Raw genomic sequence first — 25,085 nt, 5'->3', positions numbered from 1 at the left:
CCGATGGTACTGCACCGGGGACGGTGTGGGAGAGTAGGACACCGCCGGACAATCGTTTGAGGAAGCCACCCCGACAGGGGTGGCTTTCTCTGTTTCCGGGCCCCTTTTTCGTTGGCCCAACGGTTCGATCATGACGTTAGTGCTGTCTCGCGGCTGTTTAGCAGCACTATCGTCATGATCGACTGCTTTGTTGCCCGGTTTCCTGTCCTGCCGCGCCAGGGCACGCGGGGGTCGTGAGGCCGGAGGCCGCCATGCCGGGGAGCGGGCACGCCGACGCGGGTACGGCGGGGCGGGTACGGCGGGGCGGGTACGGCGGGGCGGGTGGGGTGGAGGCAGCGGGAGAGGTCGGCGCGGGTGCCGGTTGCGCAAGGAGAGGGGAGCGGGCAGGTCGGCCCGGGGACGGCGGACCCGGTGCGGCGGGGAAGCTCGGCCCGAGGGCGGCGGCAAAAGGGCAGCGGGTGCGGCGGCAATAGGACGGCGGACCGGGTGCGGTGGGGCAGTTTGGCGCGGGGGCGGGTGGGTGTGAAGGCCGGCGTAAGACCGTGCCAGAGACCACCGCGCCCGCGAAGGGCCGCGAACGCGGCCTCACCAGACCGCAACTATCACGGCCGGCCGGAACACCCGCCCGACACCGCGCCTACGGACAGCACCCTGCCGGCATCACGCCAATGCCGACATCCACGGAATGGCCGGTGCCACCATCGCGCTCGCCCCCACACCGACGGACAGCCCCGTGGCGGCATCGTGCCCGCCCGTATGCCCGAGGAAAGCACGGTGAAGGCATCACGCCAATGCCGACATCCACGGAATGGCCGGTGCCACCATCGCGCCCGCCGTCACGCCGACGGCCGATATCGTTCCGGGATCGCGCCCGCGCCCATAGCTAGAGAAAGACCGGTCCGGCATCACGCCAGCGCCGACACCCCGCCGACACCCGCGGACGGCCTTGTTTCAGCACCGCGAACGCCCCATACCCGCAAAAGAGACCGGTCTCATCGGGCGAGGACCTCGGAGGCTGCGGTGAGCAGGCTTCCCCGGTACGCCTCGCCGTACAGGCAGACGTGCACGGCCAGCGGATGGAGCTGGTGCAGCGGGACGCGCTCGCGCCAGCCGTCGGCCAGCGGAGCGGCCTCGCGGTAGGCGCCGAGGATCGTCCCGAGGTGGGGCGCGCCGAAGAGTGCCATCATCGCCAGGTCGGTCTCGCGATGGCCGCCGTGGGCCGCCGGGTCGATGAGCACGACGCGCGACTCGTCCTGGGAAGGCGTGGCGGTCCAGAGGAGGTTGCCGTTCCAGAGGTCGCCGTGAATACGGCTGGGCGGCTCGGCCGGTCCAGCTATCTCCGGAACGTACGCACAGGCCTCTTCGATCAGTTCGACGTCGACTGAGGACAGCCGGCCGCTGTCACGCGCGAGCCGTACGAATGGCAGGACCCTGCGGGACACGTAGAACGACGGCCAGTCTGGGGCGGGCGCGTTGTCCATGGGCAGCTCGGCGATGAAGCCCGGCCACGGCGCTCCGAACCCAGCCGCGCCAGCCGCGTGGAGGGCGGCCAGTTCACGTCCGAACCGTTCCGCCGCCGCGGCGGTCGCAGGCCCGGTCTCGATCCACTCAAGCACGAGAAGGGCGCGGTCCGCGTCGATGACCTCGGGTACGGCCACAGCCTCCGGCTCGGCCAGCCAGCGGAGCCCCGCCGCTTCGGCGGCGAAGCCGGCACTCGCGAAGCCGGCACGCCTGACGTCGGCACTCCCGAACCCCTGCGTCGCGACCTCCTCAGGCTCGTCAGCCGGCATCCCGATTCCAGCTCTTTTGACGAATGCTCTCCGGCCGTCGCTGAGCCGGGCTTCGTGGAGGGTCCACGCGTGGCTCGTGCCGAGATCCCTAATGAGCTTCAAGATGCTTCGCCAATCCCTCGGACGCGGCCTTGACCATGCGGAGCACCTCGGCGAAGCCTTCGGGGCCGCCGTAGTAAGGATCGGGGACCTCGGCCCCTTCAGGCGCGGCCGGATCGAAGGAGCGGAACAGGCGTACGTCGGCCCAGGGTGGGGCGATCCGGCGCACGGCGCGGAGGTTGTCCCGGTCCATCACGAGGATCAGGTCACGCTCGGCGAACCAGGCCGGGTCGAACTGTCGGGCACGGTGGCTGGACCCGTCGTAGCCGTTCTCGGCGAGGGCCTTGAGAGCCCGTTCGTCCATGGGGTCGCCCGCGTGCCAGCCGCCGGTGCCGGCGCTGTCCACCACGACATCGAGCCCCCTGTCTTCAAGCGTGCGCCGCAGCACCACCTCCGCCATCGGCGAGCGGCAGATGTTCCCCATGCAGACCAGACATACGCGCTTCATGAACCAATGCTCTCCCATACCCGGCGTGACCTGCTCGTTATCTTGGACGATCACTACAAGAGCGACCCGGTGCGTTCACTACTCGTTCACCTTTAACAGGGGATTAGGTCATCTTTGCTCCCTACCGTCCCTCATGTTGAGAGACAACTGGGAGGAACAACCGTGAAGTATGCAGGCCGGCTCGCCGTAGCCGCCATCGCCGGCGTGCTCTCGCTCGCTGCGTGCGGCACCGACGACAACGCTGGTGGGGGATCCAGCGCAGCACCGCAGGGCGACGGCAGCCTCAAGGGCACCATCAACGCCGCCGGCTCCTCGGCTCAGGCGAACGCGATCGCGGAGTGGAAGAAGTCCTTCCAGTCCTCGAACCCCGGAGTGAGCATCAACTACCAGCCCAGCGGCTCCGGCGCTGGCGTCCAGTCTTTCATTCAGGGCACTGTCGCCTTCGCCGGCTCCGACTCGGCGCTCGACGACACCAAGGGTGAGCCCACGCAGGCCGACGCCCGCTGCAAGACCGGCAAGGCGATCAACCTGCCGATGGTCACCGGCCCGGTCGCCGTCGTCTACAACCTGCCCGGTGTGGACGGCCTTCAGCTTTCGCCGAAGACGATCGGCGGAATCTTCAACAGCAAGATCACCAAGTGGGACGACGCCGCCATCAAGGCGGACAACCCCAACGCCAAGCTGCCCTCGACCGCGATCCAGGCGTTCCACCGCTCGGACGAGTCGGGCACCAGCGCGAACTTCACCAAGTTCCTCAAGGCGACCGCTGAGTGGCCGTACGAGCCCGCGAAGGCGTGGCCGGCCGAGGCTCAGGGCCAGGGCGCCAAGGGCTCGGACCAGATCGCGGCGTCGGTGAAGGGCACCGAGGGTGCGATCAGCTACGTCGAGCTCTCCTTCGCGGAGAACTCGCAGCTCCAGAAGGCCAAGGTCGCCAACGGCTCCGGCGAGTTCGTCGAGCTGACCCCCGAGAGCGCGTCCAAGACGATCGAGGCCGCCGAGATCAAGGGCACGGGCAACGACCTGAAGCTTTCGATCGACTACGCCACCAAGGCCGCGGGCGCCTACCCGATCGTCCTGGTGACCTACGAGATCACCTGTGAGAAGGGTCTGTCGGCCGACGACTCCAAGCTGGTCAAGTCCTTCCTGACCTACACCGCGAGCGACGCGGGTCAGCAGGCTCTGACCGGTCTGGGCTACGCCCCGCTGCCGGCCAGCCTCGTCTCCAAGGTCCGCACCGCTGTCGAGGCGATCTCCTAACCCTGATGGCCACGTCACTTCGTACCAGCGAAGGCGGGCCGGCCGTGCGCCGGTCCGCCTTCCGGCGCAGCCGCGGCGACGGCCCGTTCCGGTTCGCCTCGACGGGCGCGGGCGTCATCTTGCTGGCGGTCATGGCGGCGATCGGGGTCTTCCTGATCATCAAGGCCATTCCCGCGCTCCAGGCGAACACGGCCCACTTCCTGACCGAGCGGACCTGGTCTCCCAATGCCACCAAGCCCGCGTTCGGAATCGGCTCGCTGGCCTTCGGAACCGTCCTGAGCTCATTCCTGGCTCTCATCATCGCCACGCCGGTGGCCGTGGGCGTGGCGCTCTTCATCTCGCACTACGCGCCCCGCCGCCTCGCGTCGCTCCTGGGCTACGTGGTCGACCTCCTGGCGGCCGTCCCGAGCGTCGTCTACGGCCTGTGGGGAGTCACCTTCCTGGTCCCGTTCATGCTGGGTCCCTCGAAGTTCCTGAACACCTACTTCGCCTGGATCCCGATCTTCGGTGGCGACCAGGTGGTCGGCAAGAGCATGCTCACCGCGTCACTCGTGCTCGCGATCATGATCCTCCCGATCATCGCCGCGATCTCGCGCGAGGTGTTCCTGCAGGCGCCGAAGATCCAGGAGGAGGCGGCGCTGGCGCTCGGCGCCACCCGCTGGGAGATGATCAGGATGGCGGTCCTGCCGTTCGGGCGTCCGGGCGTCGTCAGCGCCGCGATGCTCGGCCTCGGCCGGGCCATGGGCGAGACGATCGCCGTCGCCCTCATCTTCCCCGCGACCTTCAACATCTCGTTCCGCATCCTCAGCGCGAACGGCAACAGCATCGCCGCCAACATCGCCAACGGCTTCGGCGAGGCCACAGAGGTCGGCCGCGGCGCGCTCATCGCGTCCGGGCTCGTCCTGTTCGTCATCACCCTGCTGGTGAACATGGCCGCCCGCCTCGTCATCGCCCGGCGCAAGGAGTACGCGAGGGCCGCAGCGTGACCGTGCAGACTGGAATCCAGCCCATTTCGGCCGGACGGCGAGTCAAGGACCGGGCCGTCCAGGTCCTCGTCTACCTGGCGTTCGCCGTCGCGGTCATCCCGCTCCTGTCGGTGTTGTGGCTGGTCGTCAAGAACGGCCTCAAGCGCTTCGACGTGGAGTTCCTCACCCACTCGATGCGCAACATCGGCGCCCGGGACGCTGGCGGAGGCGCCTACCACGCGATCATCGGCACGCTCGAACAGGTGCTCCTGGCGTCGCTCGTGGCGGTCCCGATCGGCCTCCTCACCGCGGTCTACCTCGTGGAGTACGGCAACGGCGGCCGCCTTTCGCGCATCATCAGCTTCTTCGTGGACGTCATGACCGGCGTCCCGTCCGTCGTTTCCGGCCTGTTCGTCCTGGCCTTCTGGGTCCTCGTGCTCGGCATGTCCTTCTCGGGCTTCGCCGGAGCGCTGGCGCTGTCGATCCTGATGATGCCGGTGGTGGTCAGATCCGCCGAGGAGATGCTGCGCCTCGTTCCGAACGAGCTACGCGAGGCGTCCTACGCGCTGGGCGTGCCCAAGTGGCGGACCATCGTCAAGGTCGTCCTGCCCACCGCCTTCACCGGCATCGTGACCGGCGTCATGCTGGCCGTCGCCCGTGTCGCGGGCGAGACCGCGCCGCTCCTGCTCACGGTCTTCATCACCGACTCCATCAACACCGACCCGTTCCACGGGCCGCAGATGGGTCTTCCGCTGTACGTCTTCGATCAGGCGGGCCGTCCGACGGACACCGCCATCGACCGCGCCTGGGCCGGGGCGCTGACCCTGATCCTTATCGTCATGCTGCTCAACCTGGTCGCACGCCTCATCACCTGGTGGCGTTCGCCCGCGAAGAGGGGGTCCTGAGATGGCCAAGCAGATCGAGGTCTCCGACCTCGACGCCTACTACGGGTCGCACAAGGCGATCGCCGACATCACGATGACGATCGAGCCGCGCGCGGTCACGGCGTTCATCGGCCCGTCGGGATGCGGCAAGTCGACCTTCCTCCGGACCCTGAACCGCATGCACGAGGTGATCCCCGGCGCTCGTGTCGAAGGCAAGGTCCGGCTGGAGGACGAGGACCTCTACGGCCCGAACATCGACCCGGTGTCCGTGCGCCGCACCATCGGAATGGTCTTCCAGCGGCCCAACCCGTTCCCCACCATGTCGATCTTCGACAATGTGGCGGCGGGGCTCCGGCTGAACGGCCGGTTCTCCAGGTCGGAGCTGGACGGCATCGTCGAGGAGTCCCTCAAGGGCGCCAACCTGTGGAACGAGGTCAAGGACCGGCTCAACAAGCCCGGCGCCGGCCTCTCCGGCGGACAGCAGCAGCGTCTGTGCATCGCGCGGGCGATCGCCGTACGTCCGCAGGTCCTGCTCATGGACGAGCCCTGCTCGGCTCTGGACCCGATCTCCACCCTCGCGATCGAGGATCTGATCTCCCAGCTGAAGCTGGAGTACACGATCGTCATCGTGACGCACAACATGCAGCAGGCCGCCCGGGTCAGCGACAAGACGGCGTTCTTCAACCTGGCGGCGCAGGGTCAGCCCGGCATGCTCGTCGAGATGGACGAGACCTCGAAGATCTTCACTAACCCGACCAAGAAGGCGACCGAGGACTACATCACCGGGCGCTTCGGTTAACCGCATTGGAGGATCCGGGTGACGGCACCCGCAGTGGAGGGGGACACTCGGTCGGCGCCCATGCTCCTGGTGGCCGATCCGGACGCCGGTCTGATACAGAAGCTCGCGGTGGCGCTGGAAGCCGAAGGCGTCGACGTGACGGGCGTTCCGGACGGCGCCCAGGCCCTGCTTCAGGCCGGAGCTCTCCGGCCTGACGCCGTGCTGATCTGCGCCTCCCTCCCAATAGTCGGCCCGGTCGACTTCGTCCGCGCCGTACGGCTCGCCCGAGCCGTGCCCGTGCTGCTCGGCATCGATTTCGGGAGCGATGCCGAGCAGGCTCTTCAGGCCCTGGAGGCGGGCGCGACGGCCTGTGTGGCCAGGCCGTACCGTGTGCCCGAGCTTCTTCCCCTGGTGCAGGCGGCCTTCCGGCGCCAGGGGCCCCACCGGACCGTGTTGACCATCGGCGACGTCGAACTGGACGTCACGGCGTATCAGGTGAAGGTCGCCGGGCGGATCGTGCACCTGCCGCTGCGGGAGTTCGAGCTGCTCCACTATCTGATGCGCAACGCCAACCGGACCGTCACCCGCGAGCAGATCATGCGCAATGTGTGGCACTCCGCGGACACCATGTCGACGAACACGATCGCCGTCCACGTCAAGCGTCTCCGGGCCAGACTCGGTGACGACGAGGACAGGATGATCCAGACCGTGCGCGGAGTGGGTTACCGCCTCGTCTCCAGCTGATCGCCGGTCTCCGGCCGACCGGGCCCGGGCTGATGTGTCACAGCCCGGGAGCCCGGAGCCGTTGGAAGCCGACCGGGTCCTAACCGCGGGACAGGCGCTTGAGGACCTCGCCGTGGAGCAGGCCGTTCGTGCAGACCATGCTTCCCGTGTCGAGGGGAGAGGTGCCGTCGACCGCGGTGCAGGCGCCGCCCGCCTCCTCGACGATGACGGTGAGCGCGGCCATGTCCCACGGGGAGAGCTCGGGCTCGGCCGAGATGTCCACGGAGCCCTCGGCGACCATCATGTGCGACCAGAAGTCGCCGTAGCCGCGCGTCCGCCACACCTGCCGGGTGAGGTCGAGGAAGCCGTCGAGCCGGTTGTCCTTCTCCCATTCCGCGAGGTCGGAGTAGGCGAACGACGCGTCGTCGAGGCGGCCGACGGAGGAGACCTGGCAGCGGGCGGCCTTCGTCAGGCTGCGCCCGGTCCACGCGCCGCCCTCCCTGGCGGCCCACCAGCGGCGGCTGAGCGCGGGCGCCGAGACGACGCCGACGACGACCTTGCCCTCCTCCATCAGCGCGATGAGAGTGGCCCACACGGGGACCCCGCGGACGTAGTTCTTGGTGCCGTCGATGGGGTCGATGACCCACGAGCGCATGCCGTACCCGGTGCGGCCGAACTCCTCACCCACGACGGCGTCGCGGGGGCGGGCCCGGCGCAGCGTGCCGCGGATGGCCTCCTCGACGGCCCGGTCGGCGTCGCTGACCGGCGTGAGGTCGGGCTTGGTGTCGACCTTCAGGTCCACGGCTTTGAAACGGCGCATCGTGATGTCATCGGCGGCGTCCGCCATCACGTGCGCGAGACGCAGATCGTCGCTATATCCCACCACAGGCCCCAAGTTATCGTGCCGGAGCCCGCTTGCATCAGGCCCCGGATCGCTCCAAAGCGTACTTGTCGGTAACATCCGGCCATGGACATCGCCGCCTTCATGCTCGACAGCGTGCCGTTCGCGCGGCTGCTCGGGATCTCGTTCGACTCGGTCGGCTCCGGTACGGCTGTCGCCCGCATGCCGGACCGTGCCGATCTGCACAACCACGTGGGCGGCCCGCACGCCGGGGCCCTGTTCTCCCTCGCGGAGTCGGCGTCGGGGGCGGCCATGCTGTCCGCGTTCGGCGACCAGCTCTCCCGGGCCGTCCCGCTGGCCACGGTCGCCCAGATTCGCTATCTGAAGCTGGCCAAGGGCGAGGTGACCGCTTCGGCGACCCTGCGGGCCGATCGCGCCGCGGTCGTCGCCCAGTTGGACGAGGGCAAGCGGCCCGAGTTCGACGTGGCGATCGACATCCGCAACTCCGAGGGGGTCGTCGTCTCGGAGATGACCGTCTCCTGGACCCTTCGCCCCAACCGCTGATCGGGGGAGTCGCCGGGCCGGTCAGTCGTCGTCCGATCCCTCGCGGCTGGCCAGCAGGCGCCTGAGCGACTCCAGCCGCGCGGGCTCGGCGTGGCCCTCCGCGACGAAACGGTTCAGGGCGCACTCCTCGCCCAGATGGGTGCAGCCCTTCGGACAGTCGACCGTGGCCTCGTTCAGGTCGGGGAAGGCCGCCAGCACGGTCTCGACGGACACATGCGCCAGCCCGAAGCTCCGTACTCCGGGCGTGTCGATGATCCAGCCGCCCTCGGGAAGCTCCAGCGCGACGGCCGACGTGGAGGTGTGCCTGCCCCTGCCGGTCACCGCGTTCACATGCGACACGGCCCGGTCCGCGTGCGGCACGAGGTCGTTGACCAGCGTCGACTTCCCAACACCGGAGTGGCCGACGAGGACGCTCATCCGGTCCGTCAGTCTCTCCCGCAGCTCGTCGAGGGATCCGCCCTTCTGCACCACGAGGTACGGCACGCCGAGCGGCTCGTAGAGGGCCACCAGGTCGCCGGCCGGTGCGAGGTCGGCCTTCGTGAGGCAGAGAAGCGGGTCGATGTCCGCGTCGAACGCGGCGACCAGCATCCGGTCGATCATCCGAGGGCGCGGCGGAGGGTCGGCGAGCGCGGTGACGATGACGAGCTGGTCGGCGTTGGCGACGATCGGCCGTTCGATGTCGTCGGTGTCGTCGGCGCTGCGGCGCAGCATGGAGCTGCGCTCCTCCACGCGCACGATCCGCGCCAGCGTGTCCGGCTGTCCGGTCACGTCGCCCACCAGGGCCACCCTGTCGCCGACCACGATGCCCTTGCGGCCGAGCTCCCGGGCCTTCATCGCGACGACCAGGGTGGGCTTGCCCTTCTTCCCGCGACGCGCCCCTCGCGCCCGGCGGCCGCCGGCGGCCTCCCCGTCATGCGGCCCGCGCTCGTCGATCACTCGCTCGCCGGGCCCGGACCGACCGGCCTCGTGGTCTCCGGTTCCGTGGTCACGGGGTTGGGGGATGCCGTCGCCGACCAGGCAGGTGTAGCGGCCGCGGTCGACGGCCACGACGAACCCCTCGACGGCTTGTTCGTGGGCAGGACGGATCCGCGTCCGGGGCCGGGACCCCTTTCCCGGTCTGACCCTGACGTCGTCCTCGTCGTACTGCCGCTTTCTCAGCGCCCCCGCCCCGATCGTCTCGCGCGGGCATCGGCCTCGACCAGGGGGACGGCGTACGCCTGAGCCCTCGTAGTCACCGCCGTGCCGCCGTCCATCACCGTGCGCTGCCCAGCATGGCGGTCCACATGCCGGCGAACTCGGGGAGGGTCTTCGCGGTGGTGGCGATGTTCTCCACCTCGACGCCGGGCACGACCAGGCCGATCACCGCGCCCGCCGTGGCCATCCGGTGGTCGTCGTAGGAGCGGAACACCCCGCCCGACAGCGGCCTCGGGTGGATCTCCAGGCCGTCGGCCGTCTCGCGGGCGTCGCCGCCCAGCCGGTTGATCTCCGTGGCCAGCGCGGCGAGGCGGTCGGTCTCGTGCCCGCGGATGTGGGCGACGCCCCTGATCCGGGTCGGGCCGTCCGCCAGCGCGGCCAGCGCGGCGATGGTCGGGGTGAGCTCGCTGACCTCGTGCAGGTCCGCGTCGATGCCGCCCACGCGGCCGGTGCCCGTCACCTGGAGCCCGTGGGGGAGGCGCGTCACCGTGGCGCCCATCTCCGCGAGCAGGTGCCGGAGCTGGTCGCCGCCCTGTGTGGTCTCCTCCGGCCAGTCCGGGATGACCACGGTGCCGCCGGTGACCAGCGCGGCGGCCAGGAAGGGGGCCGCGTTGGACAGATCGGGCTCGACCGTGACGTCCCTCGCTCGGATCGGTCCGGGTTCGACGCGCCACACGTCCGCCTCGGAGTCGTCCACCTCGACGCCGGCCTGGCGGAGCAGGTGAATCGTCATCGCGATGTGCGGCATCGATGGCACCGGCGGGCCGCTGTGCCGTACGGTCAGGCCCTTCTCGAAACGGGCGCCGGTGAGGAGGAGGCCCGACACCATCTGCGAGGAGATCGAGGCGTCCAGGACGACCTCGCCGCCCGCCACTGGTCCGCGGATCGTGAACGGCAGCGCGTCGTTGTCGATCGACGCGCCGAGCGAGCGGAGCGCGCCGAGGATCGGGCCCATCGGCCGCTTGCGGGCGTGCGGGTCGCCGTCGAAGAAAACCGGGCCGTCGGCGAGCGCGGCCACCGCCGGGACGAACCGCATGACCGTGCCGGCCAGGCCGACGTCGATCGACACACCGCCCGTGACGGGCTGGGGAGTGATCGCCCAGTCCACGCTCGACGTGCTCTCGTTCGACGGGGTCATCTCGGCGCCCAGGGACCGCAGCGCCGTCACCATCAGGTCGGCGTCCCTGCTGCGGAGCGCGCGCCGTACGGTGCCGGGGGAGTCGGCCAGCGCGGCCAGGAGAAGCACCCGGTTGGTCACCGACTTCGACCCGGGCAGGCGGACGGTCGCGTGAACCGGCTCGGTCACGGTCGGGGCGGCCCAATGCTCCCCGGCGCTCGAAACGGTGGCGCCTTTCGCCGGGCCGCCGCCCCTCGGGGCGCCGTGCTCGTCGAGGTGCTCGTCGAGGTGCTCGGCGTCGCCGGACGCGGGCTGCGAAGAGGCCATGCCCAGAAGCTTATCGTCGTGCCTTCCGAAGCCGCGCGGGCCGCTCGTGGGTTCGGCACGGGACCGTGCGGTCGCGCGTAATTGTCGTAAGGGGATGGCAATCTAAGGGGCATGTGCGGGAGGTACGCGTCGGCGCGGAAGAAACATGAGCTGATGGAGGAGTTCGAGGTCGAGCTGGACGGCGTCCCGGACACCGACCTCCGCCCGGACTACAACGTCGCGCCCACCAAGGAGGTCTACGCGGTGATGAGCCGCGTCCCCAAGGTGGAGGGCGAGAGCCGTACGGACCGGCCGATCAGGCAGATCCGCGTGGTGAGGTGGGGACTGGTGCCGAGTTGGGCGAAGGATCCCTCAATCGGGTCGAGGCTCATCAACGCGCGGGTCGAGACTGTGGCGGAGAAGCCCGCGTACCGCAGGGCGCTGGCGTCGAGGCGGTGCCTGCTTCCGGCCGACGGCTACTTCGAGTGGATGCCGGTGGAGGGGAAGAAGAAGCAGCCCTACTTCATCCATCCCGGGGACGGCGGCGTGCTCGCGATGGCGGGGCTGTACGAGTTCTGGAAGGACCCGGCCCGGGCCGACGACGATCCGCTCAAATGGCTGTGCACGTGTACGGTCATCACGACGACGGCCGAGGACAAGCTGGGGCACATCCACGATCGGATGCCGATGATGGTCGAGCGGGACCGCTGGGCGGAGTGGCTCGATCCCCGGGTGACGGACGCGAGAGAGCTTCTGGTGCCCGCCGGCCCCGACAGGCTCGCGGCCTATCCGGTGTCCACGTCGGTGAACGACGTGCGCAACAACGGTCCCGAGCTGGTCGATCCCATCGAGCCCGTAGGTGGGGACACCAGCGCGCTCTTCTAGGGAGCCGTTGGTGTAAGCGTGGCGCCAAATGGGCATCCGGTGAGGAAAGCGGTTCACCACACCGTAATAAAACGCCGACCTGTGAGGAGACCGGGGCTCCTCGGCGGGTTCTCCCCCCACTCCCGGAGGTGCGGATTCGTGGACGTCGCGACCGCGCGTATGCGCCTGGAAAGCATGCTCGAAGAGCTCGATCGATCCATCGGGGTGCTGAAGGGGGATCCGGTCGCCCTGCAGGAGAGGTCCGCCGCCGACGCCGGAGCCGACCTGAGCGACGCCGACCGGACAAAGGCCATACTGGACGTCGCCTCCCGGCAGCGCACCGCCGTACTGGCCGCGCTCAAGCGGCTCGAGGACGGCGGCTACGGGCGGTGCGTCGACTGCGGCAGGCCGGTCCCCGAGGGCAGGCTGGAGGCGCGCCCCGAGGCGGCCCGCTGCGTGCAGTGCCAGTCCAAGATCGAGCGCCGCCGCTGAGCGGCGTGATACCGGCACGTGCCCTTACGGCTCGACGGCCTCACCGGGGCTTCCTGGCGCTGGCGACGAGATGGATGCCCACGGTGTCGTCGTCGTCCGGCTGGGTCTCCAGCTCCGTGCGGACGAGCCAGGCGAGTGAACGGCTGTCGGAGCCGAGCACGTGGTCGACAGTCGAGGGGGACAGGACCGTTCTGGGGCGGATCCACTCGACCTCGAGCCCCGCGCCCGTGATCAGCTCGCGCACCTGGCCGCTCGTGAAGCACCGGGTGATGCTGCCGTCGGGCCAGGGGATGAGCATGACCTCGCCGGTCTGGCACAGGTGGGCCCAGTAGTTCTGCTCGGCCAGGATGGCCATGCCGAGCACGAGCGAGTCGACGCACATCAGCACCCGGCCGCCCGGCTTCAGCACCCGGAACACGTCCTCGAGGACGGACTCGGTCATGATCTCGACCGAGAGCACGCGCTCCTCCGCGATGACCGCGTCGACGGACTCGTCCGGCAGGAACCCGAGGTCGTCGGCGCGAACCTTCTGGATGTGGTCGGAGGCGTCCCGCAGCCACGGTTCCGCCGATTTGCGGAAGTCCAGCACCTCGATCACGCGGTGCCCGGCGCGGGCCGCCTGGGCCGGCCACCGGCCGCGGCCTCCGGACAGGTCCAGCAGGAGGGATGGCTGATCAGGGAGCCACTGGCGCAGTTGCTCGGCGACCACAGCGTGATAAAAGGTCCAGTAGGGCCCGAGGGCGCCCGAGCCATTCAGTTCGTTGGCCGGAATAGGCAGCACGAGCGGCTCCTGGACGTCGGTTTCCGGGCTACCAGCCGGTACGTAGGTTTTTCCCCGCAGCGGGGCGTTCGTCACCTCAAACCGCACCGGGAACAGACTCTACGCCCGCCCTGTTGCAGATGAGCATGAACACGTTGGTGCTGCCGGAAGCCCCCGGCGACCTCGCCTACCTCGGGCCGGTATTCTCGGCTGGGTACGGCGTTCTGAAGGGGGTGGGTCCGGTCTCCAAGACAGTCGAGGAGACTCTGGAGCAGCGCAGTGAGCGGTTCGAGCGGGATGTCATGCCGTATCTCGACCAGCTCTACTCCGCCGCGCTCCGGATGACCCGTAACCCAGCGGATGCGGAAGACCTCCTTCAGGAGACGTTCGCCAAGGCCTTCGCCTCGTTCCACCAGTTCCAGGAGGGGACGAACCTCAAGGCCTGGCTGTACCGCATTCTCACCAACACCTTCATCAACAGCTACCGCAAGAAGCAGCGGGAGCCGAAGCAGGCCGGCACCGAGGAGATCGAGGACTGGCAGCTCGCGCGGGCGGAGTCGCACACGTCGAGCGGCCTCAAGTCCGCCGAGATCGAGGCGCTGGAGCACCTGCCCGACAGCGATGTGAAGAGCGCGCTGGCCGCGCTTCCCGAGGAGTTCCGCATCGCCGTGTACCTGGCCGACGTGGAGGGCTTCCCCTACAAGGAGATCGCCGACATCATGGGGACCCCCATCGGGACCGTGATGTCGCGCCTGCACCGCGGCCGGCGGCAACTGCGGACGCTACTCGAGGATTACGCACGCGACCGCGGGCTCGTGCGGTCGGACTCTCGCGGCGGAAGTCTCAATGGTCTCGACGAGTCGCTTGGCCAGGAGGAGCGATGAGCTGCGGGAACCACCACGACACGCCATGTAGCGAAGTCCTTGACCGCGTCTACAGCTACCTCGACGGCGAGTTGGACGACAGCGGTTGCGCGGACATAAGGCAGCACCTCGATGAGTGTCACCCCTGCCTCGAAGAGTACGGTCTGGAGAAGGTCGTCAAACAGCTCGTGGCCAAGCACTGCGGATGCGACCCGGTCCCGGAGGACCTGCGCGCCAAGGTCATGACCCGTATCGAAGAGGTCCGCATCCAGCTCGCCGATTAAGATCAGCCCCTACATCTCTGGAAGGGCGGGGACATGCGGGCACTGGTCACTGGCGGAGCGGGGTTCATCGGGTCGACCCTGGTCGATCGGCTGATCGCCGACGGGCACGAGGTCGCCGTCGTGGACGATCTCTCCTCCGGGCGGAACCGCAATCCCCACGCTCCGCTGCACGTCATGGACGTCAGGGACCCGGCGCTCGGGTCGCTGGCCGAGGAGTGGCGGCCGGAGGTGGTCTGCCACCTGGCCGCGCAGATCAGCGTCCGCAAGAGCGTCGCCGACCCGGTCCACGACGCCAGGCTGAACGTCGAGGGCACGGTCAACGTGCTGGAGGCCGCCCGGCGGGCGGGGGCGCGCAAGGTGGTCTTCGCCTCCTCCGTCGCCGTGTACGGCCGGCCGGCCGTCATCCCCGTCCCGGGGGACGCCCCCACCGATCCCCGCTCGCCGTACGCCGCCTCGAAGCTCAGCGGCGAAACCTACTTGTCCGCGTATAGCGGGCTTTATGGGCTTGAATACACCACGCTGGTGCTCTCGAACGTCTACGGTCCGCGCCAGTCGCCCGAGGGCGAGGCGGGCGTCGTCGCGATCTTCACCGATGCCCTGCTGTCCGGCAGGCCCACGGTCCTGTACGGCGACGGCTCGCAGACCAGGGACTACATCTTCGTCGAGGACGTGGTCGACGGCTTCGCCCGCGCCTGCGGGCCGGACGGCAACGGCCGGCGGTTCAACCTCGGGACCGGCCTGCAGACCACCGACCGCGAGCTTCACTCGCTGGTCGCCGCCGCGGCCGGTGCTCCGGACGAGCCGGCCTCCGAGCCGCCGCGCCTCGGCGACCTTCCCGCCATGGCGGTCGACCCCGCGCCCGCTCTCGAAGGGCTCGGCTGGCGCCCGAGGCACGATCTCCCGCAGGGCCTCAAGGCCACGGTCGAATGGGCCCGCGACCGGTCCTGACCGCTCGCTCACTCGGGCGGCGCCCGGATAGGGAACCGTCGCCGTCCTCCAACGACCAAATACCCGAATCGTTGGCATCTGGCCGGGATCCTCCATGCATGATCACGAAGAGTATTCGCGCAGCTCGGCATGTGACTGCGGGAACCCGTGCATGATCACGATAGGTGTCGGCGCAGGCCGGCCGGGACCGCCGGGAATCCATGCATGATCACGCCGGAGAGATAAATCCGGATAATTCAACGCAGCGTGATGGCTTGATTACGGTTTGGCCGCGAAGCGTCGACATCCCTGACCGGACGTGCGGGGTTCTGTAGCCTGAGTGGCGAATCGATGTGGAGGCGGCACATGCTTGGGAAGTCCATCGTCCGATTGCTGGCCGCGCTGGCGCTGCTCACTCCGGTCATCATCCTGGCCGGCGTGGTCACCGGAAGTCCGGGGATCTCCTGGACCTGAGTCGTGTCGGCCAATGCCTGTGGATCTTCTCAATGCATGCTGGGTCCATAGGCCTTCTCACCTGGGGAGGCCGCATTGCGGGAACTGCCGTGGCCTGCCAAGGTCTACTTCGTCGCGCTGATCGGGACCGCCGGCTTCCTGCTGGCGCGCAGTGTCACCGTGCCGAGGTGGTACGACCAGGTCGAGTGGTCCAGCCTGATCGTGCTCGCGCTGCTGTTCCTGGTGTGCGAGTCCGTGCCGACGCTGCTCAACGTGCCACAGGCCGCCGTGTCGGTGAGCTACTCCGCCGCCCTGGCGGCCGTCGTCCTGGTCGGCCCCCTCGGGGCGGCGCTCGTGGGGCTCATGGCGGTCGTCAGCGTACGGCCCGGCCTGCCGGTCGTTAAGCGCCTGTTCAACGGCGCTCAGTTCGTGATCTGCGGCTACGCCGCGGGATGGGCCTTCGCGCTGGCGGGGGGCACCGTCGGCCTCCCGAAGATCACCGACTTCCCGGGCATCATCGTCCCGTACGGCGCGGCCACGGCGGCCTTCGTCGGGATCAACTTCGTGCTGACCGCGATCATCCTCCTGCTGGTCGCGGGGGTCGGCAAGAACCAGGTCTCGCTGCGCGGCATCGTCCAGTTCCTGGGGTCGATCGTCGGCTACGCCACCTTCGGCCTGCTGATCGCCGGGCTCTGGGCCACGGTGCAGTCGATCTCCACCGTGCTCGTGCTGCTGCCGCTGTTCGTCGCCCGCTGGGCGCTGGGGCACTACCACGCCGAGCAGCGGTCCTACGACGCGACGATCGCGGCCCTGTGCCAGGCGGTGGAGACCAAGGACTACTACACCCGCGGCCACTGCACCCGCGTCTCGGCCGCCTCCTCCATGATCGCTGAGGAGATCGGGATGGGGACCGAGCGCCTCCGCGCGATCCGGTACGCCGGGATGCTGCACGACGTCGGCAAGCTGGGCGTGCCCACCAAGGTCCTGCAGAAGGACGGCGACCTCACCGAGGAGGAGTTCGCCGCGATTCAGTTGCACCCGATGCGCGGCCTGGAGATCGTCCGGGGCATCGACTTCCTCGACGAGGCGTTCGCCGGGATCATGCACCATCACGAGCGGCACGACGGCAAGGGCTATCCGATGGGGCTGGCCGGGTCGGAGATCCCGGAGTTCGCCCGGATCATCGCGGTGGCCGACGCCTTCGACTCCATGACGTCGGACCGGGCCTACCGGAAGGCGAAGTCCGTCGACGTGGCCGTGGCCGAGCTGCGCAAGAACGCCGGCACCCAGTTCGACCCCGTCATGGTCGGCACGTTCATCAAGGCGCTCAGCCGCGACGGCTGGAACCCGCCGGAGGCCGTCCCGGCTCCGCCGGACGACGCCGTCGAGACCACCGCCAAGGACCACGACGACCCCACGACGCCCATCCAGGTGGTGTCGGAGCGGTGAGGGAGCGGCGGATGGCGACGGCGAGGCCGGCGCACGGGCTCGACTCCGGGCAGCTCCTGCTCATCTGCGCGGCCGGAATGCTCACCGTGGCGGGGATCTCCCACACGGCCGCCGTCGGGCTGGCCGACTCGCAGGTGGCGATCGGGTTCGGCGTGCTGATCGCGGCGGGCGAGCTGGCCCGGCTGACGATGCCCGGCAACCGCGAGGTCGCCCCGGTCTCCACGGCCGCCGCGCTGGGCTACGCGCTCCTGCTCGACGTCGGCGGCCGCCCGGCGGACCACTCGGCGTTGCAGGTCGTCGCGGTCATGTCGGTGGGGATGATCGCGGGCGGGCTGCCACACCTGGCGGTCGGCCGCCCCCCGCGCCTGGACGCGATGGCCAGGAGGCTGCTGGCCGGCTCGCTGCTGGCCTTCGCCTACCGTCCGCTGGCGGACCCGCTCCGCCGGGTGGCCCTGCAGGGCGACTGGTGGCCCGCCCTGGGCGTGATGGCGGTCCTCAGCGCGGTCATGCTGACGGCCGACGTGGTGATCGCGGCGATGCTGCGGGCCGAGCAGGTCAGGACCGCCTTCCGCGTGGCCGTACGGGACGAGATCCGGATGGGCGGGCCGCTCGGCGCGGCCGTCGCCGCGTCGGGGATGCTGCTCGCGCTCGCGTCGCACAGCATGGACATGACCGCGTTGCCGGCGTTCGCGGCGCCGCTGCTGGTCACGCAGGTCGCGTTCCGGAAGTACGCCGGGATCCGGGCGACCTACCTGCAGACGGTGCGCGCGCTGAGCCGGGTCACCGAGGTCGGCGGATACGTCGAGCCCGGCCACTCCCGGAGGGTCAGCCAGCTCGCCCTCGCCATCGGCCGGGAGCTCGGGATGTCCGAGCCCCAGTTGCTGGAGCTGGAGTACGCGGCGCTCATGCACGACATCGGCCAGCTCTCGCTGCGCGACCCGATCCCGGGCGGGGCCACCGTGCTGACCGACCCGGCGCAGGCGAGGCGCATCGCCGAGCTGGGGGCCGAGGTGATCAGGAAGACCGGTGTCCTCCACGGCGTGGCGGAGATCGTCGAGCGGCAGTGCGACCCCGTCGGCGACTCGCCCCCGGCGGCCAGCAGGATCATCAAGGCCGCCAACGCGTACGACGATCTGGTGGGCGGCTCCACCGACAGGGACAGGGCGGCGGCCGCGCTCGAACGGCTCCGCCTGGACGGGGGCGCGGAGTATGACCCCGCGGTCGTGGAGGCCATGGCCCGCGTCGTCGACCGGATCGTCCTCGTAACACGCTTGTAGCAGACGTCTTACCCAGAGCCCTCCAGCGGCACGCCGAGGGGGTCGTTTTTGTAACGACCCTACAGATCCGCCCGTCGGGTTCAGTTGGAAACTGGCGGGGGTCTGAGCGGGGATCCCCATAAAGTTGGCTGCGTATTCGACTCAGTGGACAACCCCGAATTCATGAGCGGGGACTACGACATGGGACTGGTCTTCAGGATGAGGCAGGCCCGATAGTTTGATTCGTCGATTGAGGGGAGTTTGCGGGTGGCCGAGGTACGCGCCGAGATGGTGGCGAACGTCTGGCAAGTCGTGGTGAGTGAGGGCGACGCCGTCGATGAGGGCGACACGCTCGTCATCCTCGAGTCGATGAAGATGGAGATCCCGGTCCTGGCCGAGGACTCCGGCGTGGTGGCCCAGCTCAAGGTCGCCGAGGGTGATGTCATCCAGGAGGGCGACCTGATCGCCGTCATCGAGTAGCCCCCCACCCCGCGTGATCATGCACGGGTTCCCCAACGGAGGTACCGACCTGCGCGAAAGCCGTACGTGATCATGCACAGGTTCCCGAGCAAGGGTGCCGACCTGGGCGGCAGCCGTACGTGATCATGCGGCGGAGGTTAGAGCCGCGCGAGGAACCTCTCGCGGTCGACGACGATCCGTTCGATCCTGCCGGTGCAGACGAGGACGCCGGTCTTGTCGACGGCCCTGATGGAGAAGACCAGCCGCCTGCCGTCCACCTCGGTCAGCTCGGCGGTGATCTCGACGTGCATGCCGACCGGGCTCGGCGCGAGATGCTCCAGCTCCACCTTCGTGCCCACCGAGGTCTGACCGGGACCCAGGTGCTGCTGGACCGCCTTGACCGTGGCCCCCTCGGCGAAGGAGAGCAACCGCGGCGTGCCCAGGACGGGCACGTCGCCGCTGCCGACCCGGATGGCGGTGTCCTCCCGTTCGACCATGATGAGGACATCGGCGCGGAGTCCTGGAGCAAGTGTCATGCGCGCCAGCTTATTAGGTCGCACCTCCTAGATCTTTTGCCTCCTTGCGCGCCCGGACCGGCTTCGGCGGGCCGCGCCCGCCATGGAGTGATCCGCGGGACAGCGTCCAGGACCCCCGGCTAGGCTGGGGGATCGTGGACCTCTACTGCGATCATTGCGGCAGGCCCGCCGCCGAGGGTGAGCACGCGACCTGCCGGGCCGCCCGGGCGATGGAACCGCCACGCTACTGCGCGCGGTGCCGCCGCCGGATGGTCGTCCAGGTGACTCCCCGGAGCTGGTCCGCCCGCTGCTCCGAGCACGGCAGCACGGCGGGGTAACCGCTAAGCTCTGGCCTGACCCCGGGGGCGGGAGCCGTGTCCGTTCAGGCTTCTGTGATCAGGTCGTGACCTTCCCGCGATCCGAGCCTGCTTGGTTGGACACCTTCGGGGCTGAAGTTACTTAGGGGGTATGGGGCACAAATGGTGGCCCAAGGGACGACCCTGGCTGGACGCTACCGGCTGGACGCCCGGCTCGGCGCCGGGGGCATGGGCGAGGTGTGGCGGGGTGAGGACACCGTCCTCGCACGCACCGTCGCGGTCAAGGTGCTGCTTCCCGGCCGCCTCGACGACCCCGGCTTCGCCGTCAGGTTCCAGGGCGAGGCCCGCGCGATGGCGACGGTCAACCACCCCGGCGTGGTCGACGTGTACGACTACGGCGTCACCGACGTCCCCGGCGACGGGCCGACCGCCTACCTCGTGATGAGGTTCGTCGACGGCGAGCCCCTTGACCGGCTTCTCATGCGGCTCGGACGGCTCGGGCCCGAGCCCGCGATGGAGCTGATCGCGCAGGCCGCGGCGGCTCTGCAGGCGGTCCACGACCGGGGGATCGTCCACCGCGACATCAAGCCCGGCAACCTCCTGGTCCGCCCGGACGGCACGCTGGTCCTCACCGACTTCGGCATCGCCCGCGCGGACGCCAACAGCCGCCTCACCGACGCCGGGATGGTCCTAGGCACCGCGGCGTACTGCGCCCCCGAGCAGGCCGAGGGCGCTCCGGTCACCCCCGCCGTGGACATCTACGCCCTGGGCGTCGTGGCCTACGAGTGCCTGGCCGGGCGCAGGCCGTTCGACGGCGACACCCCGGTGACGATCGCGCTCAAGCACATTCGCGAGGAGCCCCCGCCGTTACCGGCCGACGTGCCGCCCCCGGTGCGCGCTGTCGTGGAGCGGGCGATGTCGAAGGACCCGGCCCGCCGCTGGCCGTCCGCCGCCGCCATGAGCCAGGCCGCCCGGCAGTCGGTCGCCCTGGGAGCGACGTTCGATCCCGGTACGGCTCCCGCGACGGGCGGCTACGGCCAGCAGGGCATGGCGGCCGCCCTTGGCCTTGGCTCCGCCTCGACCCAGTCGGAGCCCGCCTACCCTGACCGCCCCTACGCCGACCCGGCCTTCACGGGCGAGGCGCCGACCTACCGGGTCACGAGGGACACCTGGAGCGGCGGCCCCGCCGTACCGCCCGCGACCGTCGAGGCGCCGCAGCCCGGATCGCGGTCGTCCCGCCACGGGGCCGCCGCACAGAGGAAGAAGCGCACGGGGCCGATCGTGGCCGGGGTCGCCGGTTGTGTGGTCGTCGTCGGCCTGGCGGCGCTCGGCGTCAACCTGGCCTCCGCCGGCTCCGGCAATGTCGGCGAGCCGAGCACGCCGCCCTTGACCGTCGAATCCCCCAGCGCTCCGGCCCACTCGCCGTCCAAGACCCCTCCGCGGCCGAGTGTGACGCCCACCCGCACGAGGACCTCCGTTCCGCACACCCCGACCCCGACTCCGACGAGAACACCGTCGCCGAGTCCTACCCCCAGTGACTCCCCATCGCCGAGTCCTTCGCCGAGCGATACCGCGAACATGCTGAGGGTTCCGCTGGTGAGGGGGCTCAGCGAGGGCGCGGCGACGGCCAAGCTGCAGAAGGCCGGTTTCAGGGCCACCGTCAAATACTCCGGCGACGGAGATTGCCGGAGCCCGGTGACCGGCCAATCCCCTGCTTCGGGAGCGCTCGCGGCCGAGAAGTCCGTCGTCAGGATCTTCGTACTCAGGAAGCCGTGCTCGTCTCCGAGCCCCAGCCCTACGCCGAGCCCGTCGGTGAGCCCCACCCCCTGAGCCAGGGGGCAGGGCGCCCGCCGTCACACGCCGGTGGTGTTCCGGGGGTAGGCGATCTCCGGGTCGGTGGCGATGTTCACGAGGTACGGCACGCCCGAGTCGAACGCCCGGCGCAGCGCGGGGCCGATCTCGGCCGGGGAGGTCACGAGCTCGCCGCCACCGCCGAGCGCGGTCACGACCTGGTCGTAGCGGCACTGCGGCTGGAGGTCGGCGGCCACGTCGTAGCCGTACAGCATCTGCATCGGGTGCTTCTCCAGGCCCCACATGCCGTTGTTGCCGCAGATCATGACCACGGGCAGCTTGTGCCTGACGAGGGTGTCCACGTCCATCAGCGAGAACCCGGCGGCCCCGTCGCCGAGCAGCAGCACGACCTGGGACGAGGGCCGGGCCAGCCGCGCCGCGATGGAGTAGCCCAGGCCGGTGCCGAGGCAGCCGTACGGGCCCGGGTCGAGCCAGTTGCCCGGCCTGCGCGGCTCGACGTACTTCCCGGCGTAGGACACGAAGTCGCCGCCGTCGCCGATGACCACCGCGTCGTCGGCCAGCAGCTTGCCCAGCTCGCCGTAGATCCGCATGGGGTGGATGGGGTCGGAGTCGGACTCCAGCAGCGGGGCGTCGCCGGCGGTCGCGGCGGCGGCCGCCTCCGCGAGGGCCGTCACCCACGGCGCGTACGCCTTCGGGTTCACGCCGCCGGTGCCACAGGCCGCGCCGAGGCCCCAGAACAGGACCGAAAGGTCGCCGGCCGCGGCCCCGGCGAGGCCGGTGTGCGTCGCGAGCTGGGAGGGGGCGTCCGCGATGTGCACGACCTTCGCGAGCGGCGCGCCGTCCTTGCCCCCGAACCAGCCGTAGCCCAGCCGGAAGTCGAGCGGCGTGCCGACGACGATGACGAGGTCGGCCTGGCCGAAGGCCATGCCGCGGGCCCGGGTGACGAGCAGCTCGTGACCGGCGGGGAGGATGCCGCGGCCCTGGCCGTTGGGGATGACCGGCAGGCGGTATTCCTCGGCGAAGTCCCGCGCGGCCTCCTCGGCGCGGTCCATCCACACGTCGGAGCCGAGCACCAGCACCGGCCGCTCGGCCTCGGCGATCAGCCGGGCGATCGTGGCCAGCGCCTCGGGGTCGGGCTCCAGCGGCGACGGGGTCAGGGTCTCCGTGTCGTGCTCGCCCGAGGGCGAGAACAGGTCGTCCATGTAGAAGTCGAGGAAGACCGGCCCGCGGTGCGGGGCGAGAGCCGTACGGAAGGCCATCTCGACGTCCTGGCCGATGGAGTCGGCTCCCGAGCCGGTGAAGGCGAGCTTGGTGATCGGCTCGAACAGCGGCGGGTGGTCCATCTCCTGGAGCGCCCCCGAGCCCCAGCGGGACCGGGGCGCCCGGCCGCCGAGCACGACGACGGGCGAGCCGTTGAAGTGCGCCGTCGCGACGCCCGAGACGCCGTTGGTGATGCCGGGACCGGCGGTCAGCACCGCCAGCCCCGGTTGGCGGGTCAGCCGGGCCGTCGCCTCGGCCGCGAAGACCGCGCTCTGCTCGTGGCGTACGTCCAGGATGCGCATGTTCTCATGGACCGCCCCGTCGTACAGGGGGAAGACGTGCCCGCCGGAGAGCGTGAACATCGTGTCCACGCCGTAGGCCTGGGATACGGCGACCGCTATGTCGCCTGCGTGCTTGGGGGACTCCATGCCGTGAACCTACCAGTCAGTCACTTAGCCGGACAGGGGCCTGCTGATCTGGCAGACCCTGCCCCGAAACGCCCTCTGTAACACCCCTTACAGGGTCTGGGACAGCGCCTTGATCGGCATTTTCAGGTCGACCAGAAGTCCCAGGTCCTGCTCGGGTGCCCGGCCGAGTGTGGTCAGGTAGTTGCCCACGATGATCGCGTTGATGCCGCCGAGCATGCCGTCGCGGGTGCCGAGGTCGCCGAGCGTCAGCTCGCGCCCGCCCGCGTACCGCAGGATCGTGCGCGGCAGGGCGAGACGGAACGTCGCGATCGTCCTCAGCGCCTCGGCGCCCTCCAGCAGCGGATGGTCGGCGAACGGCGTGCCGGGGCGCGGGTTGAGGAAGTTGAGCGGCACCTCGTCGGGCTCCAGCTCCCCGAGCTGCGCGGCGAACTCGGCCCGCTGCTCCAGCGTCTCGCCCATTCCGACGATGCCGCCGCAGCACAGCTCCATGCCGGCCTCGCGGACCATGAGACAGGTGTCCCACCGTTCCTCCCACGTGTGGGTGGTCACCACGTGGGAGAAGTGCGACCGGGCCGTCTCCAGGTTGTGGTTGTAGCGGTGGACGCCCATCTCGGCGAGCTCGTCGACCTGCGCCTGCGTCAGCATGCCGAGCGAGCAGGCGATGTTGATGTCGACGGCCTCGCGGATCGCCTTCACGCCGTCGCGCACCTGGTCCATGAGGCGCTGGTCGGGGCCGCGCACGGCCGCGACGATGCAGAACTCGGTCGCCCCCGTGCGCGCCGTCTCGACCGCCGCCTGGACCAGCGACGGGATGTCCAGCCAGGCCGCGCGGACCGGGGAGGAGAACTGGCCCGACTGGGAGCAGAAGTGGCAGTCCTCCGGGCAGCCGCCGGTCTTGAGGGAGACGATCCCCTCGACCTCCACCTCGGGGCCGCACCACTTCATCCGGACTTCGTGGGCCAGGGCGAGCAACTCGGGCAGGCGCTCGTCCGGCAGCCGCAGACACTCCAGCGCCTGAGCCGCGTCGAGGCCCCTGCCCTCCTCCAGCACCTGGACGCGGGCGATCTCGATGATGTCTGCGTTCACCTGGCCGCGCTCCGCTCCGCTGCTCGCCGGCGCCTGGGGAGCGCTCGTGTCTTCAGGCCACTGCGGGGTCCACTGTGGGGTCTCGGTCACGGGGAAAGCTTAAGGGTCGAGCGGAATCCGGCGGGATTGAACACCCCCCCGAGCGCCGGGGCGAGTCCGGCCCGGGCCACGCGGGCGAAAACCGCCTGGTCAAGGGAGCCGGCTCCCTCGGGAAGCGCGCCGGCGAGCGGCCGGGCGGCCAGCATCTCAAGGTCGGCGACGTTGCACCGGTCGGCGAGTCCGGGCTCGGCGGGCCACGAGCCGATCACTACTCCGGCGAGGTCGAGCCCTCTGCCCGCCATCGCCTCCAGCGTCAGCGCGGTGTGGTTCAGCGTGCCCAGCCCGGCCCGGGCCACGACGACGACCGGCGCCTGCAGGGATCTCGCCAGATCCGCCAGCGTGCCCCCGTCCTCGTCGAAGCGGACGAGCAGCCCTCCGGCCCCCTCCACGATCACCAGCCGGTGTGACTCGGCGAGCTCCCGGATGCGGGCGGCCGCCGAGGCGAGCGACAGCGTGGGGAGGCCCGACACGCGGGCCGCGGCGGCAGGGGACAGCGGGTCGGGGTAGCGGGCCAGCTCGAACGTCGTCGTCACGCCCGAGAGCCTGATCACGTCGTCCAGATCGCCCGGCTCCCCGGGGGCCACTCCCGTCTGCGCCGGCTTGACCACCGCGACCGTCGCGCCCCGCTCCCTGGCAAGTGCGGCTATCGCGGCCGTGACGACGGTCTTCCCGACGCCGGTGTCCGTCCCCGTGACAACGAGAATGCTCATCCACCGCAGCGTAGGCCGTGACGGCGGTGGCCGGGGGCAGGAGGAGCGCCTCGTACGACGATGTCGGGCGGCGGCGGGAGGCGCC

At 70.1% G+C, this 25,085-nt stretch carries 26 protein-coding genes; 16 read left to right on the top strand and 10 right to left on the bottom strand.

From position 1 onward, the window contains the following. Positions 1–992 precede the first annotated feature (992 nt). Both ABH927_RS19085 and ABH927_RS19080 read right to left on the bottom strand, forming a co-directional pair. Positions 993–1,790: a fructosamine kinase family protein gene (locus tag ABH927_RS19085; protein ID WP_370023332.1), complete on the bottom strand. Its 798-nt coding sequence runs from the start codon at positions 1,788–1,790 to the stop codon at positions 993–995. Between the two features lie 88 nt (positions 1,791–1,878). Then, positions 1,879–2,337, bottom strand: a complete 459-nt coding sequence (locus ABH927_RS19080) for a low molecular weight protein-tyrosine-phosphatase (protein WP_370023331.1) — start codon at positions 2,335–2,337, stop codon at positions 1,879–1,881. Positions 2,338–2,499: 162 nt separating this feature from the next. Between ABH927_RS19080 and pstS the strand changes: the two genes are divergently transcribed. The 5 genes from pstS to ABH927_RS19055 are packed head-to-tail and all read left to right on the top strand — an operon-like array spanning position 2,500 to position 6,965. Continuing rightward, the gene (gene pstS / locus ABH927_RS19075) at positions 2,500–3,594 is read left to right on the top strand and encodes a phosphate ABC transporter substrate-binding protein PstS (protein ID WP_370023329.1); all 1,095 of its coding nucleotides are present in this window, start codon (positions 2,500–2,502) and stop codon (positions 3,592–3,594) included. Between the two features lie 5 nt (positions 3,595–3,599). Next, complete coding sequence (pstC, locus tag ABH927_RS19070) at positions 3,600–4,580, top strand: phosphate ABC transporter permease subunit PstC (protein WP_370023327.1); 981 nt, start codon at positions 3,600–3,602, stop codon at positions 4,578–4,580. 2 nt (positions 4,581–4,582) lie between these two features. Next, positions 4,583–5,464 (top strand): phosphate ABC transporter permease PstA, encoded by an 882-nt coding sequence (gene pstA, locus ABH927_RS19065; protein ID WP_370023354.1) that lies wholly within the window; start codon positions 4,583–4,585, stop codon positions 5,462–5,464. A gap of 1 nt (position 5,465) precedes the next feature. After that, positions 5,466–6,242 (top strand): phosphate ABC transporter ATP-binding protein PstB, encoded by a 777-nt coding sequence (gene pstB / locus ABH927_RS19060; protein ID WP_370023325.1) that lies wholly within the window; start codon positions 5,466–5,468, stop codon positions 6,240–6,242. 18 nt (positions 6,243–6,260) lie between these two features. Further along, entirely contained in the window at positions 6,261–6,965 is a 705-nt protein-coding gene (locus tag ABH927_RS19055) for a response regulator transcription factor (protein WP_370023323.1), read from the top strand. 79 nt (positions 6,966–7,044) lie between these two features. Here ABH927_RS19055 and hisN read toward each other — a convergent pair whose 3' ends face one another. Further along, positions 7,045–7,830, bottom strand: a complete 786-nt coding sequence (gene hisN, locus ABH927_RS19050) for a histidinol-phosphatase (protein WP_370023321.1) — start codon at positions 7,828–7,830, stop codon at positions 7,045–7,047. Positions 7,831–7,911: 81 nt separating this feature from the next. On the opposite strand from hisN, the gene ABH927_RS19045 reads away from it, so the two are divergent. Beyond that, positions 7,912–8,349 carry a DUF4442 domain-containing protein gene (locus ABH927_RS19045; protein WP_370023319.1) on the top strand — a complete coding sequence of 146 codons (438 nt, stop codon included), beginning with the start codon at positions 7,912–7,914 and terminating at the stop codon, positions 8,347–8,349. A 21-nt stretch (positions 8,350–8,370) separates the two neighbouring features. Here ABH927_RS19045 and rsgA read toward each other — a convergent pair whose 3' ends face one another. Further along, on the bottom strand, positions 8,371–9,507 hold the full coding sequence (gene rsgA / locus ABH927_RS19040) for a ribosome small subunit-dependent GTPase A (protein ID WP_370023352.1): 1,137 nt from the start codon (positions 9,505–9,507) through the stop codon (positions 8,371–8,373). A gap of 94 nt (positions 9,508–9,601) precedes the next feature. Beyond that, complete coding sequence (aroA, locus tag ABH927_RS19035) at positions 9,602–10,987, bottom strand: 3-phosphoshikimate 1-carboxyvinyltransferase (RefSeq protein ID WP_370023317.1); 1,386 nt, start codon at positions 10,985–10,987, stop codon at positions 9,602–9,604. Positions 10,988–11,140: 153 nt separating this feature from the next. Here aroA and ABH927_RS19030 point away from each other — a divergent pair, with 153 nt between their 5' ends. Together ABH927_RS19030 and ABH927_RS19025 are read left to right on the top strand one after the other, a co-directional pair. Further along, positions 11,141–11,851 carry an SOS response-associated peptidase gene (locus tag ABH927_RS19030; protein ID WP_407072834.1) on the top strand — a complete coding sequence of 237 codons (711 nt, stop codon included), beginning with the start codon at positions 11,141–11,143 and terminating at the stop codon, positions 11,849–11,851. Positions 11,852–11,989: 138 nt separating this feature from the next. Next, a complete protein-coding gene (locus ABH927_RS19025; protein WP_370023313.1) occupies positions 11,990–12,322 on the top strand; it encodes a TraR/DksA family transcriptional regulator in 333 nt (110 codons plus the stop codon). A gap of 40 nt (positions 12,323–12,362) precedes the next feature. Here the strand turns inward: ABH927_RS19025 and ABH927_RS19020 are convergent, their stop codons facing one another. Next, positions 12,363–13,103, bottom strand: a complete 741-nt coding sequence (locus ABH927_RS19020) for a class I SAM-dependent methyltransferase (protein ID WP_370023311.1) — start codon at positions 13,101–13,103, stop codon at positions 12,363–12,365. A gap of 281 nt (positions 13,104–13,384) precedes the next feature. Between ABH927_RS19020 and ABH927_RS19015 the strand changes: the two genes are divergently transcribed. From ABH927_RS19015 to ABH927_RS18990, 6 genes are all read left to right on the top strand, one after another. Then, positions 13,385–13,966 carry a sigma-70 family RNA polymerase sigma factor gene (locus ABH927_RS19015; protein WP_370023350.1) on the top strand — a complete coding sequence of 194 codons (582 nt, stop codon included), beginning with the start codon at positions 13,385–13,387 and terminating at the stop codon, positions 13,964–13,966. Then, complete coding sequence (gene rsrA / locus ABH927_RS19010) at positions 13,963–14,229, top strand: mycothiol system anti-sigma-R factor (RefSeq protein WP_370023309.1); 267 nt, start codon at positions 13,963–13,965, stop codon at positions 14,227–14,229. The genes ABH927_RS19015 and rsrA overlap by 4 nt, the downstream gene beginning before the upstream one ends. Before the next feature lie 33 nt (positions 14,230–14,262). Further along, positions 14,263–15,177 (top strand): NAD-dependent epimerase/dehydratase family protein, encoded by a 915-nt coding sequence (locus ABH927_RS19005; protein WP_370023307.1) that lies wholly within the window; start codon positions 14,263–14,265, stop codon positions 15,175–15,177. 528 nt (positions 15,178–15,705) lie between these two features. Then, positions 15,706–17,058 (top strand): HD-GYP domain-containing protein, encoded by a 1,353-nt coding sequence (locus tag ABH927_RS19000; RefSeq protein ID WP_370023305.1) that lies wholly within the window; start codon positions 15,706–15,708, stop codon positions 17,056–17,058. An 11-nt stretch (positions 17,059–17,069) separates the two neighbouring features. Next, positions 17,070–18,335: an HD-GYP domain-containing protein gene (locus tag ABH927_RS18995; protein WP_370023303.1), complete on the top strand. Its 1,266-nt coding sequence runs from the start codon at positions 17,070–17,072 to the stop codon at positions 18,333–18,335. A 246-nt stretch (positions 18,336–18,581) separates the two neighbouring features. Then, positions 18,582–18,794 (top strand): biotin/lipoyl-binding carrier protein, encoded by a 213-nt coding sequence (locus ABH927_RS18990; protein ID WP_370023299.1) that lies wholly within the window; start codon positions 18,582–18,584, stop codon positions 18,792–18,794. 137 nt (positions 18,795–18,931) lie between these two features. Here the strand turns inward: ABH927_RS18990 and ABH927_RS18985 are convergent, their stop codons facing one another. Beyond that, positions 18,932–19,309: a thioesterase family protein gene (locus ABH927_RS18985; protein ID WP_370023297.1), complete on the bottom strand. Its 378-nt coding sequence runs from the start codon at positions 19,307–19,309 to the stop codon at positions 18,932–18,934. Between the two features lie 134 nt (positions 19,310–19,443). Here ABH927_RS18985 and ABH927_RS18980 point away from each other — a divergent pair, with 134 nt between their 5' ends. Further along, entirely contained in the window at positions 19,444–19,626 is a 183-nt protein-coding gene (locus ABH927_RS18980) for a hypothetical protein (protein ID WP_370023295.1), read from the top strand. A gap of 141 nt (positions 19,627–19,767) precedes the next feature. Then, entirely contained in the window at positions 19,768–21,435 is a 1,668-nt protein-coding gene (locus tag ABH927_RS18975; protein ID WP_370023293.1) for a protein kinase domain-containing protein, read from the top strand. Between the two features lie 23 nt (positions 21,436–21,458). Here the strand turns inward: ABH927_RS18975 and ABH927_RS18970 are convergent, their stop codons facing one another. From ABH927_RS18970 to bioD, 3 genes are all read right to left on the bottom strand, one after another. Next, on the bottom strand, positions 21,459–23,105 hold the full coding sequence (locus tag ABH927_RS18970) for an acetolactate synthase (RefSeq protein WP_370023291.1): 1,647 nt from the start codon (positions 23,103–23,105) through the stop codon (positions 21,459–21,461). An 87-nt stretch (positions 23,106–23,192) separates the two neighbouring features. Further along, positions 23,193–24,281 carry a biotin synthase BioB gene (gene bioB / locus ABH927_RS18965; RefSeq protein WP_370023289.1) on the bottom strand — a complete coding sequence of 363 codons (1,089 nt, stop codon included), beginning with the start codon at positions 24,279–24,281 and terminating at the stop codon, positions 23,193–23,195. Beyond that, the gene (gene bioD, locus ABH927_RS18960; protein ID WP_370023287.1) at positions 24,278–25,000 is read right to left on the bottom strand and encodes a dethiobiotin synthase; all 723 of its coding nucleotides are present in this window, start codon (positions 24,998–25,000) and stop codon (positions 24,278–24,280) included. Before bioD ends, bioB begins: the two co-directional genes overlap by 4 nt. Positions 25,001–25,085: the final 85 nt, after the last annotated feature.

Origin of the sequence: Planotetraspora sp. GP83, from assembly GCF_041262585.1 — a bacterium.
Lineage (GTDB): Bacteria > Actinomycetota > Actinomycetes > Streptosporangiales > Streptosporangiaceae > JAOEGB01.
This window is presented reverse-complemented; position numbering and strand designations above follow the sequence as displayed.